General features: G+C 48.8%; 21 protein-coding genes. 19 read left to right on the forward strand and 2 right to left on the reverse strand.

The genetic code is table 11. From position 1 onward, the window contains the following. Positions 1 to 52: 52 nt before the first annotated feature. The 9 genes from infA to ACQY6Y_RS05315 all read left to right on the forward strand — a co-directional run bounded on the left by infA (position 53) and on the right by ACQY6Y_RS05315 (position 5,926). Entirely contained in the window at positions 53 to 271 is a 219-nt protein-coding gene (gene infA / locus ACQY6Y_RS05275) for a translation initiation factor IF-1 (RefSeq protein WP_072374229.1), read from the forward strand. Positions 272 to 405: 134 nt separating this feature from the next. Then, a complete protein-coding gene (gene rpmJ, locus ACQY6Y_RS05280) occupies positions 406 to 519 on the forward strand; it encodes a 50S ribosomal protein L36 (RefSeq protein WP_058985540.1) in 114 nt (37 codons plus the stop codon). Between the two features lie 15 nt (positions 520 to 534). After that, positions 535 to 906, forward strand: a complete 372-nt coding sequence (gene rpsM / locus ACQY6Y_RS05285) for a 30S ribosomal protein S13 (protein ID WP_428379261.1) — start codon at positions 535 to 537, stop codon at positions 904 to 906. A gap of 13 nt (positions 907 to 919) precedes the next feature. Beyond that, on the forward strand, positions 920 to 1,324 hold the full coding sequence (gene rpsK / locus ACQY6Y_RS05290; protein WP_428379262.1) for a 30S ribosomal protein S11: 405 nt from the start codon (positions 920 to 922) through the stop codon (positions 1,322 to 1,324). An 18-nt stretch (positions 1,325 to 1,342) separates the two neighbouring features. Continuing rightward, positions 1,343 to 1,936, forward strand: a complete 594-nt coding sequence (gene rpsD, locus ACQY6Y_RS05295) for a 30S ribosomal protein S4 (protein WP_428379263.1) — start codon at positions 1,343 to 1,345, stop codon at positions 1,934 to 1,936. A 22-nt stretch (positions 1,937 to 1,958) separates the two neighbouring features. Then, positions 1,959 to 2,900, forward strand: coding sequence for a DNA-directed RNA polymerase subunit alpha (locus ACQY6Y_RS05300; RefSeq protein WP_428379264.1), 942 nt, complete (start codon positions 1,959 to 1,961; stop codon positions 2,898 to 2,900). A gap of 33 nt (positions 2,901 to 2,933) precedes the next feature. After that, positions 2,934 to 3,422: a 50S ribosomal protein L17 gene (rplQ, locus tag ACQY6Y_RS05305; RefSeq protein ID WP_428379265.1), complete on the forward strand. Its 489-nt coding sequence runs from the start codon at positions 2,934 to 2,936 to the stop codon at positions 3,420 to 3,422. A 117-nt stretch (positions 3,423 to 3,539) separates the two neighbouring features. After that, on the forward strand, positions 3,540 to 5,150 hold the full coding sequence (locus tag ACQY6Y_RS05310; protein WP_428379266.1) for an ABC transporter ATP-binding protein: 1,611 nt from the start codon (positions 3,540 to 3,542) through the stop codon (positions 5,148 to 5,150). Further along, entirely contained in the window at positions 5,147 to 5,926 is a 780-nt protein-coding gene (locus ACQY6Y_RS05315; RefSeq protein ID WP_428379267.1) for an energy-coupling factor transporter transmembrane component T family protein, read from the forward strand. Before ACQY6Y_RS05310 ends, ACQY6Y_RS05315 begins: the two co-directional genes overlap by 4 nt. Before the next feature lie 92 nt (positions 5,927 to 6,018). Here the strand turns inward: ACQY6Y_RS05315 and ACQY6Y_RS05320 are convergent, their stop codons facing one another. Further along, entirely contained in the window at positions 6,019 to 7,185 is a 1,167-nt protein-coding gene (locus tag ACQY6Y_RS05320) for a hypothetical protein (protein ID WP_428379268.1), read from the reverse strand. A 48-nt stretch (positions 7,186 to 7,233) separates the two neighbouring features. Continuing rightward, complete coding sequence (locus tag ACQY6Y_RS05325; RefSeq protein WP_428379269.1) at positions 7,234 to 8,136, reverse strand: carbohydrate kinase family protein; 903 nt, start codon at positions 8,134 to 8,136, stop codon at positions 7,234 to 7,236. A 263-nt stretch (positions 8,137 to 8,399) separates the two neighbouring features. Between ACQY6Y_RS05325 and ACQY6Y_RS05330 the strand changes: the two genes are divergently transcribed. The 10 genes from ACQY6Y_RS05330 to ACQY6Y_RS05375 all read left to right on the forward strand — a co-directional run bounded on the left by ACQY6Y_RS05330 (position 8,400) and on the right by ACQY6Y_RS05375 (position 17,830). Then, complete coding sequence (locus ACQY6Y_RS05330) at positions 8,400 to 9,746, forward strand: amino acid permease (RefSeq protein WP_428379270.1); 1,347 nt, start codon at positions 8,400 to 8,402, stop codon at positions 9,744 to 9,746. Between the two features lie 93 nt (positions 9,747 to 9,839). Then, on the forward strand, positions 9,840 to 10,559 hold the full coding sequence (locus tag ACQY6Y_RS05335; protein ID WP_428379271.1) for a GntR family transcriptional regulator: 720 nt from the start codon (positions 9,840 to 9,842) through the stop codon (positions 10,557 to 10,559). 30 nt (positions 10,560 to 10,589) lie between these two features. Continuing rightward, positions 10,590 to 11,327: a BtpA/SgcQ family protein gene (locus tag ACQY6Y_RS05340; protein ID WP_428379272.1), complete on the forward strand. Its 738-nt coding sequence runs from the start codon at positions 10,590 to 10,592 to the stop codon at positions 11,325 to 11,327. A gap of 9 nt (positions 11,328 to 11,336) precedes the next feature. Further along, on the forward strand, positions 11,337 to 12,311 hold the full coding sequence (locus tag ACQY6Y_RS05345; protein ID WP_428379273.1) for a carbohydrate kinase family protein: 975 nt from the start codon (positions 11,337 to 11,339) through the stop codon (positions 12,309 to 12,311). A 9-nt stretch (positions 12,312 to 12,320) separates the two neighbouring features. Then, on the forward strand, positions 12,321 to 12,812 hold the full coding sequence (locus tag ACQY6Y_RS05350) for an ureidoglycolate lyase (RefSeq protein WP_428379274.1): 492 nt from the start codon (positions 12,321 to 12,323) through the stop codon (positions 12,810 to 12,812). 246 nt (positions 12,813 to 13,058) lie between these two features. Then, complete coding sequence (gene truA, locus ACQY6Y_RS05355; RefSeq protein ID WP_428379954.1) at positions 13,059 to 13,841, forward strand: tRNA pseudouridine(38-40) synthase TruA; 783 nt, start codon at positions 13,059 to 13,061, stop codon at positions 13,839 to 13,841. After that, on the forward strand, positions 13,834 to 14,772 hold the full coding sequence (locus ACQY6Y_RS05360) for a putative manganese transporter (RefSeq protein ID WP_428379276.1): 939 nt from the start codon (positions 13,834 to 13,836) through the stop codon (positions 14,770 to 14,772). The genes truA and ACQY6Y_RS05360 overlap by 8 nt, the downstream gene beginning before the upstream one ends. 85 nt (positions 14,773 to 14,857) lie before the next feature. Further along, a complete protein-coding gene (locus tag ACQY6Y_RS05365; protein ID WP_428379277.1) occupies positions 14,858 to 15,601 on the forward strand; it encodes a hypothetical protein in 744 nt (247 codons plus the stop codon). A gap of 156 nt (positions 15,602 to 15,757) precedes the next feature. Further along, complete coding sequence (locus ACQY6Y_RS05370) at positions 15,758 to 16,828, forward strand: glycosyltransferase family 2 protein (protein WP_428379278.1); 1,071 nt, start codon at positions 15,758 to 15,760, stop codon at positions 16,826 to 16,828. Between the two features lie 177 nt (positions 16,829 to 17,005). After that, entirely contained in the window at positions 17,006 to 17,830 is an 825-nt protein-coding gene (locus tag ACQY6Y_RS05375) for a GNAT family N-acetyltransferase (protein WP_428379279.1), read from the forward strand. Positions 17,831 to 17,866: the final 36 nt, after the last annotated feature.

Consider the following 17,866-nt stretch of genomic DNA (forward strand, 5'->3'; position numbering starts at 1 on the left):
TAACGGATAGAATATTCCACTGCTGTCATTGTGCGAAGAGAGGGTACAACCAGTGAGTAAACAGGACGCCATCGAACTCGAGGGCAAGGTCGTTGAGCCACTTCCAAATGCTATGTTTAATGTGGAGTTGGAGAACGGGAAGACGATCCTGTGCACTATCTCCGGGAAGATTCGAATGAATTACATTCGTATTCTCCCAGGTGACCGTGTGGTCGTAGAGATTTCTCCCTACGATTTAACCCGCGGACGCATTACCTATCGTTATAAGTAGGAATGCTGCTGTCCCAATACTTGGTACGTAAGACGGTTATTCACGCCTGCGGCTGGGCGATTATATAGTGCGGACTAGCTCCACCTGGTTCGCCACCAAGTAAGTACGTATTCGATCTACCGAGAGGAATGACGATGAAGGTACGTCCTTCTGTCAAGAAGATGTGCGACAAATGCAAGATCATCCGTCGCCACGGCAAGATCTATGTGATCTGCGAGAACCCGCGCCATAAGCAGCGCCAGGGCTAGGAAGGGAGCAATAAGTTGGCCCGTATCAACGGCGTAGACCTTCCGCGTGAGAAGCGCGTTGAGATTGGTCTTACCTACATTTACGGCATTGGTCGCACCAGCGCCAGCAAAATTTGTGAAAAGGCTGGTGTCAATCCTGACACCCGCGTTCGCGATCTTACTGAGGACGAAGTAACCCGTCTTCGTGATTGCATTGATAACGATGGCTATCTCGTCGAGGGCGACCTCAGGCGTGAGCGTAGGCAGAACATTGCTCGCCTGATGGAGATTGGCTGCTATCGTGGCCTTCGTCATCGCAAGGGCCTCCCCGTGCGCGGTCAGCGCACTCACACCAACGCTCGTACCCGCAAGGGCCCGAAGCGTCAGATCGGCGGAAAGAAGAAGTAGGGGAGACTGAGCAATGGCTACCGCTAAGAAAAACAACACGCGCCAGCGCGTCAGGCGCTCCGAGCGCAAGAACATTGCTGTGGGTCAGGCCCACATTAAGAGCACGTTCAATAACACGATCATTTCTATCACCGACCCCCAGGGCAATGTAATTGCTTGGCAGTCGGCTGGTACGGTGGGCTTCAAGGGCTCGCGTAAGTCCACGCCTTTCGCTGCGCAGATGGCTGCTGAGGCCTGCGCAAAGGCTGCAATGGAACACGGTCTGCACAAGGTTGCCGTATTCGTAAAAGGCCCCGGCTCCGGCCGTGAGACCGCAATTCGCTCACTTCAGGCTGCTGGCCTTGAGGTTTCGAGCATCCAGGACAAGACCCCGATTCCGCACAACGGTTGCCGTCCGTGCAAGCGTCGTCGCGTGTAGCTAGGAAGGAACTGAAATATGGCAGTGGATAGGACGCCTGTCCTCAAGCGGTGCAGGTCCCTTGATATCGATCCCATTGTTATGGGCATCAATAAGAAATCCAACCGTCAGCCGAAGCGTCAGCGTCGTAACGAGAGTGAATATGGTCGTCAGCTTCGTGAGAAGCAGAAGGCTAAGTTCATCTACGGCGTTCTTGAGAAGCAATTCCGCGGCTATTATCAGAAGGCTCTTAAGCTCGAGGGCATTACTGGTGATAACCTGATGGCTCTTCTCGAGACTCGTCTCGACAACGTCGTCTTCCGTCTCGGCTTTGCTCGTACGCGTAAAGAGGCTCGCCAGACCGTCCGTCATGGTCACATCACGGTTAATGGTCAGCGCGTAGACATTCCTTCTTATCGCGTGAAGGCCGGAGATGTTATTGCTGTGGCTCCTAAGGCCAAGGATCTGCTTCCCATCAAGGAGGCTCTCATTTCTTCTGAGCACATGACTGTTCCTGCATGGCTCGAGATCGATATTGAGAAGCTTCAGGGCAAGGTCCTTCAGGTCCCATCTCGTGACCAGATCGATCTTGATATCGACGCACAGCTGATCGTCGAGCTTTACTCCAAGTAGTAAGCCCAGTTGGAGGTACTCAATGTCCGAATTCATTCGACCCACCGTCTCGGTCGAGGATGTACGCGATAACGTTTCCCGCGTTACCGTCGAGCCGCTTGAGAGGGGCTATGGCGATACGCTGGGTAACTCTCTGCGTCGTGTGCTTCTTTCCTCGCTCGAAGGTGCCGCTGTTGAAGCTATTAGGATCGACGGAGTGCAGCACGAGTTCTCAACTGTCGATGGCGTCTACGAGGACGTTACCGATATTGTGCTTAACGTTAAAGAGCTTGTTTTTAAGGCTATGGGCACCGGCGATGAGGCTGTAGCAAGCGTTAACATCGATGGTCCTTGCACCGTTTGCGGTGGAGATTTCGATGTTCCTGCTGAGTTTGTCCTTATTAACCCCGATCAGGTTGTTTGCACGCTTGGGGAGGGTCATCACCTCACCATGTCTCTGCGTATTGGTACTGGTCGTGGCTATGTTTCCGGTGATGACAACAAGCGCGATGATGATCCTATTGGCATCATTCACATCGATTCTCGTTTCTCGCCGGTTCGTCGTTGCGCAAAGGCTGTTGAGCCTTGCCGCGTTGGTCAGCACACCGACTACGACCGTCTCGTTCTTGAGGTTGAGACCGATGGTTCTGTAACCCCTCGTGAGACAGTAGTCGAGGCTGCCAATATCATTAACCAGCACATGAATGCATTCATGACTCTGGCTGATGAGTCCGAAGAGCCCGAGGAGCAGTCGATTTTTGCTGCTGTCGAAACTGATGACAACACCGAGCTTGATAAGCAGATCGAGGATCTTGATTTGTCTGTCCGCTCTTATAACTGCTTAAAGCGTGCAGGCATTCACTCAGTACGTCAGCTTGTTGAGTTCTCTGAGAACGATCTTCTCAACATCCGCAACTTCGGCGTTAAGTCCATCGAGGAAGTTAAGGACAAGCTCGAGTCGATGGGTCTGGGCCTCAAGGCTTAGGGCCACGCCACGTAACCGCATAGGAGCAAGACTATGAGACACAATAAGAAGCGCGGCATGAAGCTTGGCACCGACGCGAGCCATACCAAGGCTATGAAGAAGAGCCTTGTAGCGTCCTTGCTTGCTAACGACCGCATTAAGACAACAACCCCTCGCGCCAAGGCAATTCGCACTGATGTTGATCGTGTTATTACCTGGGCTAAGCGTGGCGATCTTCATTCTCGTCGCCTCGCTATTGCAAAGGTTGGCGATGCACAGCTCGTAAGCGAGATTTTCTCCAAGGCTGAGCAGGGTCTTTGGGATGGCCGTGATGGCGGTTATACCCGTATTTTCAAGCTTGGCAACCGTAAGGGCGATGGTGCTGAGATTTCAATCATCGAGATTGTGAATGAGCCCGTTGCTGCTAAGAAGCCTGCTGGTAAGACCGAGGTTAAAAAGGTTGCTGCTCCTGCAGAGGAGAAGGCCGAAGAGGCTACCGAGGAAGTCTCTGAGGAAGAGACTGCTGAGGAGCAGGCCGAGTAAACGTTGTTTTACGAGAACTGCTAAGGGGTCACGGGGAGTATTCCCGGACCCCTTTTTTGTATACAAAGCACTTAAGGGAGCAAGCGTCTTATCGATATGAGCGAGAGGGGGAGAAGCATGCTTGAAGTTCGCAATATTTCGTATAGCTATCGGCACGATGCTCGGCCAGTTTTATCTGACGTGTCTTTTCAGATACAAGAAGGCGAGCATGTAGCGATTTTAGGTGCAAACGGAGCTGGTAAATCGACGTTAGTACGCATGCTGAATGGATCTCTTGCTCCCACACAAGGCCATGTGTTCCTCGATGGTGAGTCGGTTTCTTCTTTTGAGCTTGCGCAAGCTGTTGGCTTGGTTCGTCAAGATCCGCGAAGTCAGATTGTTTCAGCTTCACTCACAGAAGAGGTGGCTTTTGGACCAAGGAATCTGGGTCTTAGCCAGAAGGAAATACAGCAACGTGTTGCAGAGGCTCTCGAGCTCTGTGAGCTTGAAGGTTTAGTTGACCATGGGACAACTGAATTAAGTGGTGGTCAGCAACAACGCTTAGCGCTTGCCGGTGTGCTTGCCATGCACCCATCCTATCTCGTTCTTGATGAGGCGCTCTCGCAGCTTGATAGTCAGTCGCGTCAGGACCTTTCGAAAATCATTGCTTCTTTAGTCAAACAAGGTGTTGGGATTATCTCAATTACTCATCGCTTTGAAGAGTTGCAAGGTGTGGATAGAGTGCTCGTTCTCAGCCATGGAGAATTGGTTTGGGAAGGTGTCCCTCAAACACTTCTTTCAAACTCTCAACAATGGAAGCTAGCTGGTGTTACCTGTGATGGCCTTGATGAGGCGCTGCCATTTATGAGTGAGGCACTTTCAAACAAAGACAATCTTTGGGATATTGCTGAGGTAGCCTCATGGGTTGATCATCAAAAGCTTGCTAATGAGGTGCTTGAACGTCTTCCACATCCTCCCACAATGCCATATGCATTGGGAGATAAGAAGCAAGGTTTGTTAGAAGCCGAGCACATTTGTGCATCCTACGGCAAAACTGTTGCCCTGAATGATTTCTCGGCGTGCTTTGAGCCCGGAACGATAACCGTAATTGGTGGGGCTTCCGGATCGGGAAAGTCAACACTTGCTCGTATCCTTGCAGGTGTTGCTCAGCCTGATAGTGGTGAGGCGCGTTTGGGTGGGAAAGCGGTGTATCCGGCCTCTGTTGGACTTGCGTTTCAGCGCCCAGAATATCAGCTCTTCTCAGACACCGTTCTTGACGACATTGCATTTGGACCAAAATCACTGGGAAAAAGTGAGGAAGAAGCACTTTGTTGTGCACGCAAAGCCTGTGCGCAATTGGACATTCCTGAGTCATTGTTTGGGCGGCATCCGCTCGCGCTTTCGGGCGGTCAGCGACGTTTGGTTGCACTGGCAGGACTAGTAGCTCTCGATACCGAGGCTTATGTGTTGGATGAGCCGACAGCTGGCTTAGATGCAGTATCGTCTGCGCATCTCCATGATCTTGTGTGCAAACTTGCTCAATCAGGGAAGAGTATTGTGGTGGTGAGTCACGATTTAGGAGAATGGCTCGCTCTTGCTCAGAAGGTGTATCTCCTCAAAGAGGGTTGTATTGTATGGTCGGGAACAACCCATGCAGCTATAGATAATCCAGATGCATTTCTGCAAGCTTCTCTTGCACTGCCAGCCTGGATTGCCCTAACAGAAAAGCTGAGGGAGTGTGAAAAATGAAAGCGCTTCCTCTGGGTTCCTACATATCACGACAGACTCCCTTGCATTCATTGGATGCACGCATAAAGCTCATTTTGCTACTCGGTGTAACCATTGCTCTTTTTATCTGCCATACGTGGTACGGCTTGGGCTGTGCCGGGGCAGTTTTGATCTGCTTGATAGCAATATCTGGTGTAAGTGCTCAAAGTGTGGTGCGTGCTCTCCGTCCGGCAGCTGTGGTCTTGGTATTAAGTTTGCTCGGCAATGCTTTTGTGCTCTCCCAGGCAGATATCGCATTCGCAGGCATGGCGGGATTGAGTTTCTCTGGCCTTACTCGCGGACTCACCGCTGTTATGCGCATCATTATTTTGGTCGGTTATTCGTTAGTAATATGTTCTACAACAACATCAACAGCTCTTGCGGAAGCGGTATCGTCACTCCTTAAACCATTGAAGCTGCTGGGAGTTCCTGTTGACGATTTATCAATGATTCTTATGGTTGCTCTGCGTTTTATACCGCTCGTTGCTGAAGAGCTCGATCGTATTGCAACTGCACAACGTGCACGAGGAGCTAAGCTGTCTGATGCCAGTATTATTGAGCGTCTTCGTGCATGGACAACCGTGTTTGTGCCGCTCATCGTTTCGCTTTTTCGCAGATCGGATGAACTTGCGAGTGCTATGCGAGACAGATGTTGGGGTGCAGGTACCCGCACGAGCTATGAAACAAAACTTAAGCCTCGAGATATTGTTACTCTTCTGTGCGGAATAGCTCTTTGTGCTGTTGTAGCCGTCCTTTAGCTTAAAAAGAGGGTTAACCCAGATCTGATGTGAACAAATCCGGATTAACCCAAGAAAAGGTTGAAGCTCGTATTGAGGCGGAGCAAGTTGTATTAGAGGTTCATAACCGCTTGTTGTTTGGCTACTGCATCAAGAATATCTGCTTCATTTTTCAGTTCATGAAGAATCACGAAGTCATCGTTTTGTGTGGCAAGAGTATTGAGAGCGTCTTTTATCAGCTCACTGTCGAGAGCGCCATTTGTTCCCATAGGAACATGGGAGTCATAATCTCTGAGTACGATGTTAACGCCATACTCTTCCATATCTTCCCATGAAGGAAGAGCATCGAGTTCAGAGCCCCATGGCTCAACGAGACGTCCCCGCACGAAATAGGCAGTTTCTTTTGCCACACAATCTGAAAGATGTACGGCTCCAACATGATGTATAGTGCGCGGATCGAGAAGGTTCTCTATAACCCATGCAGTACAAAGGCCCTGAGCATCAAGGTTACGTGCCTCAATACGGCGCATAGCGTCGGTCTTTTCATCTTCAGGAAGCATAAACATGCCTAAACCTGTTTGTTTATCAACGCCTGTGGCGTGAAGCAGATGGTTAATCTCCCAGGCTAGACATACTTTATTGTGTGGATCGTAGAGTTGATCAAGAACGAATGCGGCATCAGGTGCATCTTGCATGCCATATTCAAGACCATAACCTGCGTTTTCGAGCTCAATACGCGGAGAATTTTCAGTGAGCAGGTTACGCGCATCAAGCTCATTGAGAAGGCGCTGGATCATATACACCATGGCTTGGCGGATATCTGAGACAGGGATCTTAAAATCCCATCTACCGTCAATAGGGGCATAGTCAATGAGATGGAATGTATAAGCCTGAGCATCAAGTTTACAAGCGAGTTCGTACTCTTGGCACCACCGATCGTAAAGATGCGCTCCCGTGAGATCGCCATAATAATCGCGAACTGCCTCTTCACCTCCCATTGCTTCTACAGCAAAAGCAAATCTATTCTGGGTGAGAAGTGCTGTTGGCCATGCCCAGTAGGAGCAATGTAAGCGCTTAACCTTAAGTGCCGCTAATCTCTCTGCTAGGGCTTCCAACTCCTCTGGGGAATTGAAAAGTGAGAGCGTGCGAGCATGCACTTCGTCCATGAAGACTTCAGTTCCTTTTAAATGACAGGTATCGAGTGACTGAGCCACGGCTTCAGGCTGGTTGAGAAGATCGCCACAAATCATTGCGTACTGCGGAATTTGCTGTATGGTCATAGCACAATCCTTTCTATAGCTGTAATTCTTTATCTCTATCTGAGGGCATTACTCGCTGAGTAAGGTTTGGGCATAGTCGGTGTCTTTATCAGTAACTGCAGGATATGGTCCATATTGCAAAAGATTGAAAGCTGCAGAAATGTTGGCGGCTCGTGCCACGGCATATAAGTCGAATCCTTCGCAGAGGCCATACAGTGCTGCTGCAGTAGAGGCGTTACCACAGCCGGTGGGATCAACAATTGGGCCTACCGTAAGACTGGGAGCAAAAGCAGCGTCATCTTTGGTGATCATATAGGAGCCTTTAGACCCAACCCTTAAGAAACAAGGCTTTTCCAATGCCTGAATAGCTTTGATGGCTGCTTGTTCGTCAGATACTCCAAACAGAGCTTTGGCTTCAGGAAGGTTAATTGAGTAATAATCTGTGAGGCCAATTGTTTCAAAAACACCTTCGTGACGTGTGGGATCCATTGTGGCTGAAGTTGGAATCTCCCACATTATTTTTGCGTGTGAAGCCTTGCGAACAAGAGCAACCTCTTGCCAAAACTCACTTTGCTCACGGCTCTCAATATAGATCCCTAAGGTATCAGGATCACATGCTCTTGCTACTTGTTCTGCAGTAATGACATCGAGAGCATCGAGTTTCGCTTCGTCTTCTTCACCATATATTGAGGTTTCACTGTGGATGCCCTCATCACCGTAGATCAGTTTGGTGTGCCAAGTATGGGGAAGGATACGGCTCAGTTTGTCGGTAGAAATACCGTTCGCGGTGAACCAGCTACCGTAGAACGATTCGAAGTCATCTCCAACGTTGCTTACATAACCGCAGCTAGATGTCCATATTCTAATTCCTGCTACACAGAAGACAGAACCACCCAGTAAAGGTCCGCGTTCAGTGCCGTCAGCGCAGACAACTTCGTTAACGATAGATGGTCCACAGACAATGTATTTCATGTAGCTCTCCTCTCTGATGAGGTACGAACGTTGTTCTCCAAACTTGAATTACTTGTATCTAAATGTATTCAAATTACAAATAACTAATACAAGAGGAAACATAGGTTGAAATAAAAACAACCTATTTATCAGGCATTAAGCAAACTATAACAGAGCTAGCGCAAAGAAGAGTGTAAAAAAGTTGTATTACCCTATATCTAAATTGAACGGAGGAAACAGGCAGAAATATAAAAACTGACAGCTAGATGAAAGTGGGGTAAGACATGAGCAATCAGGAGTCATTGGGCAAAAAAGTTGGCTTGGGAGGTGCTATAGCGCTTTCGGTTGGCACGACTATTGGCGCAGGTATCTTCACTTCTATCAGTGAAATATCTGCAGCAGCAGGTTGTGCCCTTATGACCGTATTGGCGTTCCTCATAGGCGGCGCAATTATGATTCCGCAGAACTTGGTTCTTGCAGAGATGGCAACTGCTTTTACCGATGAAGACGGCGGTCATTATCTCTTTATCAAGCGAGCTGGTTGGCGCAAGCTGGCATTCCTTTGCGGGTGGGCGTCATTTTGGGGTAACGATATTACCTCGGTAGCTGTAGTAGCCCTGGCAAGTGCCCAGTACATTGCGTTTCTTGTACCAATGTCTGATCTCACGATTAAGTTTGTTGCCATTGCAATTGTTGTCGTTTGCATGATTATCAACTTGGTTTCTGTTGAAGGAACCAGCAAGTTTCAGGCGGTCATTACTGCAATTAAAATGCTGCCATTTGTTTTGCTCATCGGTGTGGGACTGTTCTACCTCAAGGGTGAGTTTGTTACTGCTGCTCCTGCTGCAGGAGCTCCCGTTGGTATTGCAGCACTTCTTGCGGGTATCTCTGCAACTAGCTGGTCGTATGATGGCATGGGTGCCGTCACCTATATGACCGGCGAAATAAAGGATCCAAAACGCACGATGCCGCGTGCACTTATTGGCTCTATTCTCTTCATCATTGTGCTCTATACGCTGCTTTCGTTTGTAGTTACAGGATTGCTGCCCTTTGAACAGATATCTACTTCAACGGCTCCGCTCGCCGATGCAGCAGCTAACCTTCCAGTAATAGGCGCTGCAGCTGGTGTGTTTACTGCAATTGCGGGTGCATTTGTTACGTTTGCCGCAGTGAACGGTACCGTTATGTTCCAGCCGAGACTTGAGTTTCAGATGGCACGCGACGGGATGTTCTTCAAGCCATTTGGCAAGATTTCTAAGTACGGAACACCATGGTTCTCTATTACAGCGCAGTGCTTGCTTGCATGCATCTTTCTTTTCTTGAGCGATATTACCACCCTGCTCGGTTATTTCACACTGGTTCTTCTGCTGAAGAACACCCTTACCTTTGCAACGATGTTTGCCCATCATCGTCATGATGATTACAAGCCTATGTGGAAGTGCCCCGCTTGGAAACTCATGACAATCCTTGCCATTGCTTCATCAATGATCTTGGTGGTTTCAACCTTTATGTGGGCTCCTTTTGAAGGTCTCGCTGCGGGTGTTGTGGCGGTAGTTACTGGCATGCCTGCATACTACTTCTGGACCAAACATAATGGCCTGTCGGATGAATCTTCCCAGGCAGAGTCGTAGTGAAGAGCTGTCTGGGCACAACAAGCCTGCTGTTGTGCCCAGACAAGATGCTAAGCTGTATCTTGCTGTATTACCGTTGGACAGGAGCCTCTTATGACCCTCGATCATTCGAGCCCAAAAGCGCTCTATCTGCAGCTCTATGACACACTTACGGATTCTATTCGCAGGGGAGCCTTTAATCCTGGGGATGCATTTCCCTCGGAGAGTGAACTTGTAGAAACCTATCACGTCAGCCGTGTAACGGTGAGAAAAGCTCTTGCGTTGATGGTCCAGGATGGAGCGCTGATCAGAAGAAAGGGAAGAGGCACCTTCGTGGCTTCACCAGCGTTTGTGGAAAGCCCACGAGCAAATGGTAGTTTCACGCTCTCATGCAAAGAGCGTGGCGTGAGACCAGATACAAAACTTGTGTCACGAAAAGTGGTATGGGCATCAAGGTCGGTTGCCACACAGCTTAACCTCAAAGAAGGTGAATCGGTTATCTGCGCGGAGCGTCTGCGTCTTATTAATGATGTTCCCGCAATTATTGAGACTGATTATTTTCCACAGGAAATGGCATTTCTTATGGAAGCCAATCTTGTAGACGATCCTATCCTCGAGGTTATTTTCGAGGGCACCGGAAGGATGGGTCATCGCCATTTCGATACGTTTGAGGTTCGATTTTCGGGGCCAACAGCATCAAGGCTTTTGTCAGTTCCCGAGCGCAGTGCATTGCTCGGTGTGAATATGACGGTTTATGACGAGCAGGATGCACCGCTGTATTACAACGAACAGCTGGTGCGAAGTGATATCTACAAATACGCAATGGGGAACTAGCTTCCCATATACTTGTGAGAGGAGAACATGATGCGGGATTTTCTCGGCATGTTCGATGAACGCAAGCCAATCATTGGCATGATTCACTGCAAGGGTACAGATCGTGAAGATACCCTTGCTCGTGCTAAGCGTGAGATTGATATATACGTCCAAGGTGGGCTGGATGGCTGCATTGTGGAGACCTATTTTGGCACGCTTTCAAATGTTGTTGATGTGCTGTCCTACCTTAAAGAAGCCCATCTACCCCTCGTCTACGGTGTTAACGTGCTCAATGTTGACGCTATGGGTTTTGAAATGGCCAGGCGTTATGACTGCGCTTTTGTACAGCTTGACTCGGTTGTAGGACATGTAAAACCACGCGATGAAGAATCGCTGGCAGCCTTTCTTGAGATGGAACGTAAAAGCTGCAATGCGGCCGTTATGGGTGGTGTGCGTTTTAAATACCAGCCAGTTCTCTCCGAGAATACCGAAGAAGAAGACCTTCATATTGCTATGGGTCGTTGCGATGCTGTTGCTGTTACTCAGAATGCAACGGGACAAGAAACTTCAATGGAGAAGATCGAGCGGTTCCGAGGGGCACTCGGCGATTTTCCTCTCTTTGTTACCGCCGGTGTAACTGCAGAGCATGCGGCCACACAACTTTCAGTGTGCGATGGAGCGGTGGTAGGAAGCTACCTCAAAGATACCTATACCGATAGCGGAGATGTATCTCCAGAGCATGTTGACAAACTCATGGATGCAGTTCGTGCGTTTCGTGCAGAGCTCTAGGAGGCACGTATGAAAACTGTCTCTCATGAGCGCGTCTTCTTCGTTGGGGACGTGGCAACTGATGAATACTATCAGGCGCCGTATTTTCCCTCCATCAAGGAGAAAATAATTGTTCATGCTCTTAAACCTCAGATGGGTGGCATGATTGCAAACGCAGCCTGTGTTTTTGCTTCCTATGGGGTGCCAGCACAGTTTATGACAGCGCTCAAACCGAGTGAAAACTCTCGCAATCTGTGTGCCGGTCTTGAGCGTGCAGGACTGGACACCACTCATATGGTTTGGGACGAATCTCTCCCAGAGTCCAAAACCATTGTTATTCTCGCCGAAGATGAACACACGGTATTTATTCCAACGATGGGTATTACACGAATAGATATACCTGCAGAAACTTTGGAAGCTTTACGCGATGCTGACTACGTGTATTCAAATTTCTGGGAAATTGCACCTTTGGCTGCGGGAGATTTGAGTGGACTCGATCTGTTGCTCGACCTCAAGGCTCATGGAACAAAGATCTGGTGCGATTTAGATGTTGCCGAGTTGGGTCCTGGACATCAGCGGCTTCTGAGCGCCCTCGACGTTGTATTTGTTAACGAAGTGGGTGAGAAAAACCTTGCAAACCATCTTGGTGGCGATCCTATCACTGCCCTTCATGAGCTTGGTGTGCGTATGGTAGTGGTGACGCGCGCAGAGCAGGGGGCAAGCGTATATATGGCTAACCATGTGCCACTGGAGGTTGAAGGTTGGCCAGTTGAGGTTGTTGATGTTACCGGCGCGGGCGATACGTTCTGTTCATCTTTTCTTTATGCAAACCTCTGTAGTGATGACATAGAGCTTTGCGCAAGGTTTGCCAATGCAGCTGCTGCTCGAGCAGTGTGTGGCATGGGCCCGCGTTCTGGTGCTGTTGGAGCAGCCTCGGTATTGGATTTCATGAGCCAAAGGGGTGTTGATATAACACCTTTCCAGGTATTTCTTCGCAATGAATAGGATGCAACCATGACTCATAACATGCTTACACCTGTCGATGTAACTCAGATTGAGTGGCAACGCTATGGCATTCTGTATGACCTTACGGGCGCTGGGACTACTGGCAATACCAATGCCTCATCAGGGGAGGGTTGGAGTGACGTTGATACGGACCGACCGCTTCTTGATACACTTTCTTATATCGGCATGACAACAAGTTCTGGCATGCCGTTTGATTGCAGTGAAGTTGAACGTCATCAGCATACCCAGGAAGCACAAATTCCTGCTGGCAAGCCAATTTGTTTATTGGTGGCACCTCCGAGTGATGAGCCACCTTCTCAAAAAGATTTAACGGCAATTACGATCCGTCCGGGATACGTGTTTGTCCTGCACAGAAGCGTGTGGCACTCCGCCTCACATGGAGTTGAACCAGATACTTCGTACTATTGGATGGCAAATGTATTTGAAAATGAGCCAACCGTTTGGGCAGCAATTAAAGATGGACCAGTGCGAGTAGGTTAATCATTCATATGCTTCCCGGAAGCCCACAGCAATCTGCTGTGGGCTTTTTTATGAGCTTTGTTCTGAAGGGGCTGTGTTCTGGCGTGTCTTTTCGGTAAGAATAGGGGTGATAAGAAGACTTAGTACTGCGTGGTAGAGCGGTACATGATGGGTGTAAGGAGAACTCTTGTGAAGGAATCTGTCTCCCCAGGCGAGAACTCCTTTTCTGATTTTGGCGATACGCAAGATTTGGATGGCACGCTCGTAATGCGTGTGGGATATCGTGGATCGGCGTTTGCGGGCTTTGCATATCAGCCTGATCAGCGTACTGTTGCAGGAGAGATAATCCGTGCTCTTGAGACGTATTTACGCAGGCCAGTAGAGCTTACCTGTGCTGGTAGAACCGATGCAGGAGTGCATGCTATTGCTCAGCATGTAAGTATTCCAATCACTGCTGAAGAATCTCAGCTAAATGGAGCTACCCTAAAGCGCGCCCTTACCGCATTGTTGCCGGATGACATCTCTGTTGGAGCGTTGTATCAAGCTAAAAAAGGGTTTTCGGCACGTTTTGATGCACTTTCTCGCTCTTATCGATATCGCATTTCCGCTGGATGGACCCGTCCTGTTATGGCGTGGGATCACGCTTGGTGGCTTCGCTCCAATCTCGATGTTGAGCGTATGTATGAGGCATCGCGTTGTCTCATAGGAGAACATGATTTCAAGAGTTTTTGTAAGGCAGCATCAGCGGTAGGAAAGCCAACTTCAAGAAACGTTATCTCGCTGACTATTTCGCAGATTGAAGAAGCGGGCGAGCCGCTTGTAGCTGTGGATATTTGTGGAAATGCCTTCTTGCATTCAATGGTTCGCACAATTGTGGGAACGCTAGTTGAGGTAGGGCGAGGACGAAAAGAACCTCAATGGGTCGAAGAGGTGCTTGCTGCATGCGATAGGCGAGCGGCTGGCCAGTGTTCACCTGCCAAAGGACTTACCTTTACAGGGGTGGCATATCCACCAGAAGCGCTTACACCATGGTTGAAGGAAGGTGTTTAGCATAGACGAGTTACTCATTCATGAGGCAGTGCATAGTCTCGAAGATACCGTGCGTCTACTTCCATTTTTATTTATTACCTATCTCATTATGGAAGCGTTGGAACATGGGATGGCGGGAAAGCTTGAGCGTGGTATTGCACACGCAGGTGCCGCTGGTTCGATAGTTGGTGCCTTGGCGGGTGCAATTCCACAATGCGGCTTTTCTGCGATGGCAGCGACGCTTTATGCCGGACGCGTTGTGACGATAGGCACGCTCATAGCAGTCTTTTTGTCCACAAGCGACGAAATGATTCCCGTATTTGTAGCCCAGGGGGAATCCTTAGGCACGATGGCAACCATTGTGGGTGTCAAAATAGTCGTTGCCATTATTGCAGGCCTCAGTATCGATGCTCTTTTGCGCGCTTTGGGGCACGCGGGGGATGGGTCTCTTCACATCCATGAGTTGTGTGAACGTGCTCATTGTCATTGTGATGAAGAGGAGCATACACACAGTGGTCATTCCCATGACCATCACGATTCTCACCGTGCAATGCTCTGGTCAATAGTGCGTGCTGCACTTGCCCATACCCTACAAGTTGCTGCTTTTATCTTGGTGATCACCTTTGTAATGGGTTTGGTTATTGAGGGTGTAGGGACCGATGTTATTGCATCCCTTGCTCATGGTCATCCTGTGCGTGCAGTATTTGTGGCAGCTTTAGTTGGTCTTATCCCTAATTGCGCTGCAAGTGTTGTTATCTGTCAGCTGTATCTTGCTGGATCGCTTGGCGCCGGAGCCCTCTTGGCGGGTTTGCTTGCTGGCGGAGGAGTTGGTCTTGCAGTTCTTTTTAGAACAAATCGCAGCTTGCGAGAAAATCTTGCAATAACAATCCTGATGTACGTGATTGCCGTTGTGGCAGGAATCGTGGCAACAGTTATAGGGTTTGCTCCTTAGATGGGGCTGATCAGCTCCCTCATGGAGGTCGTGTACCTTATGTGACGGTAAAGCGCCTAAAACTTACAGCTCAGAGGGGTGTGTTATGGTGCGGAAAAGAGAGCGTTATTCGCGATCGGATGTGCCGGTAGCAAGTAAGAAGCGCAGTGTCATTGCGGTATTTGTGCTGGTTGGTATAGTCGCTTTGCTTGGTGGGATCGTTTGGTTTTTATGGCAGCGTGCAAATGATGACAGTGTTCTCGGCGATCGTGAACTTGCCTCATCGCTCGCTTCGACGTCTAACGTAGAGCCAATATCAGGAACCACTGCCTCAGAGGACACCTTTACAAACATTCTTGTTTTTCTCGTTGATGATGTGTCATCTGAACATCCTACGTTAACTGGTGCAACGCTTATGTGTCTGAACCGTTCGCAAAACTCTGCAACGTTGGTTTCACTTCCTCTTTCTATGCAGGTTGAGGATGATAAAACCCTTGCTGATGCATTTTCAGCACAAGGTGCCAGTGACTGCATTGGACTTACTTCACAGGCTACAAACATGTCGTTTGAGCACGTTGTGGTGATTGATAATCAAGGCTGGTCTCAGCTGGAAGAACTATCTAACGCTGGAGGAAATGATCTCGTTTCTAAGGTTTCCGACCTTCTGGGCTATATGAAAACTGATATGGACAGTTCAGACTTGCTTGAATTGGCAGAAACAGTTCATTCGATTGATCTTTCCAATGCTCAGCGAATTGATGCACCGGTAACGCAGCAAGATTCTTGGACTGTGGTCGATGCAACAGAGCTTGGTTTAGAAGTGGGGACATTAGTGGAGGAGCAATCATAGGATTCTTTTAGTGTATCCGTGTCGGGTTTGTGTTGGATTTCCGCCTGCGGCTCTAGCGCGCACTAAAAGTGCATCCTCCTGATAACCTAAGGATAGCTGTGATATAACCACTGCCGTCAATCTTGTTCTATTCATCGCGTCAATCAAGGAGCATACGTGGCCCGCAGAAACCCTAAGGTCTCAGTGATAATGCCGGTCTATAACGTTGACCGCTACGTGGGTCGTGCTATCGAGAGTCTGCAAAATCAGACTATGCGAGATTTTGAGCTGCTTATTGTTGACGATGGCTCGACCGACCGATCGGGCGATATTGCAGATCGTTTTGCTGAGCGCGACATCCGTATTGATGTTTTTCATACACCAAACAGTGGAGCTCCGGCAGCACGCAATTATGCTTTAGATCGCGCACAAGGTACCTATGTGCAGTTCTTTGATGCAGACGACTGGGCCGAACCCACAATGCTTGCTGATTTGGTTGCAATTGCTGAGCGCGATAATGCAGAGCTTGTTATTTCTGGCTTCTATATCGATACGTACTACGGCGATGATGGTCGCCATCTATCTGAGAAGAAGTACCAGCCGACAAAAACGTATGATACGCAAGAGGATTTTCGTTGCGGTGCTTGGAAACTGTTCGACGAGAACTTGCTGTACACCCCCTGGAATAAGCTCTTTTTGCGCAGTCGTATAGAAGATCTGAACCTGCGTTTTCGTCCCACTTTTTGGGATGATTTCCCCTTTGTATTGGATTACATCACCGATGTAGAGCGCGTTTCGAATACCGAGCAATGCTATTACCACTTTATTCGTCAGCGTTCGGAGTCAGAAACAGCGCGCTGGCGCCCTGACATGTATAAAAAGCGCGAAGAAGAGCATGGATGGATGCTTGATCTGTATCAGCATTGGGGTTTGCAGGGTGATGCAGCAAGCATGGAAATGGTGCAACGCCGTTATGCCGAGCGTCTCATAGGCTGTATAGAAAACGTCTGCAATCCTCGATGCACTCTCTCTCGTAACGAAAAGCTTGAAGAGATTTCTCGTATGATCAGCACTGAGCGTGCTCGTGTGGCAGTGTCAGTTGCACATCCGCATTCACGTATGATGCGCATGATGCTTGAGCCTATTCGCTCATGCAACGCTTTACTTGCATATGAAGAAGGACGTTTTATTTCGTTTGTAAAGCGGCACAACACAAAGATGTTTGCTACGCTCAAAGCGCGACGTTAACTCTTTGCCAAATGGGTATACGAGCAACAATGTATTATTAGACCATCGTGTTGCGTTTATTTATCACGCACGATGGAGAGTACAATTAAATTGCTATATCTAGAGGTTGTAGCCGTTACTGTACGCAGAGCGCCATAGTGGTGTACACGCAAGGTTACCGTCAACAGGGAGCAGTCCATGATCAAGCCTCGTCTTTTAACTGAGCAGGATCGCGAAAAGGTGCTTGAGTACGTTTCTGACGAGCCAGAAATGGCTGTTTTTATTACCGGCGATATTGAGCAGTTTGGCATGAAAGATCCGGTAAGTGTCTATGCTTTTGAAAATCCCGACGGCTCATGGGATTCAATCGTTCTGCGCTTCTATGCTAACTACGTTTGCTATAGCCCTAACGATTGGTTTGATGCTGCTTCAGTTGCGGAATTTATTCGTGACTCTACGGGCAATTCGTTCTTCGGCAGTATCAACGGTAAATATCAGGTAATTGCCTCTTTGGCAGGTTATCTTGATGAGCTTGATATGCGCTCACTCAATCTGGCTAAGTGCACGCATCTCAAGCTTGATAAGGTAGCTCCGCCACCAGATGGCACTGCAATTCGCAAGCTCACTCCTGAAAACTATGACGAGCTTTTCGCACTGCTGGGTGCAATGGATGAGTATCGTGGCCTGTACTCCGATAAGCGTGCTATTTCTCTCGCCAAGCTGCAAAAGTCTGCCGATGAAGCCCATGGATGCCTTACCTATGGAGCATTTTCCGATGGAGTGCTTGTTTCTACCGCAGCGACAAGTGCTGTAAGTTCTGAAAGTGCCATGGTTGTTGGTGTGGGTACTCGCAACGATATGCGTGGTTATGGTTTCGCAACGGCAGTTGTAGCGCAGCTGTGCAAGGATGCCTTTGACTCTGGCATGAAGTTCCTCACGCTGTTCTATGAGAATCCTTCTGCAGGTAGGATTTATCAGCGCATTGGTTTTGAGCCTGCCGGTCGTTACGCAATGCTTCGTTAATTTCATAAAAAAGCAGGTGGCTACAAAGGCCTCCAA

Origin of the sequence: Olsenella sp. Marseille-QA0557, assembly GCF_965119725.1 — a bacterium.
Lineage (GTDB): Bacteria > Actinomycetota > Coriobacteriia > Coriobacteriales > Atopobiaceae > Coprovicinus > Coprovicinus avistercoris.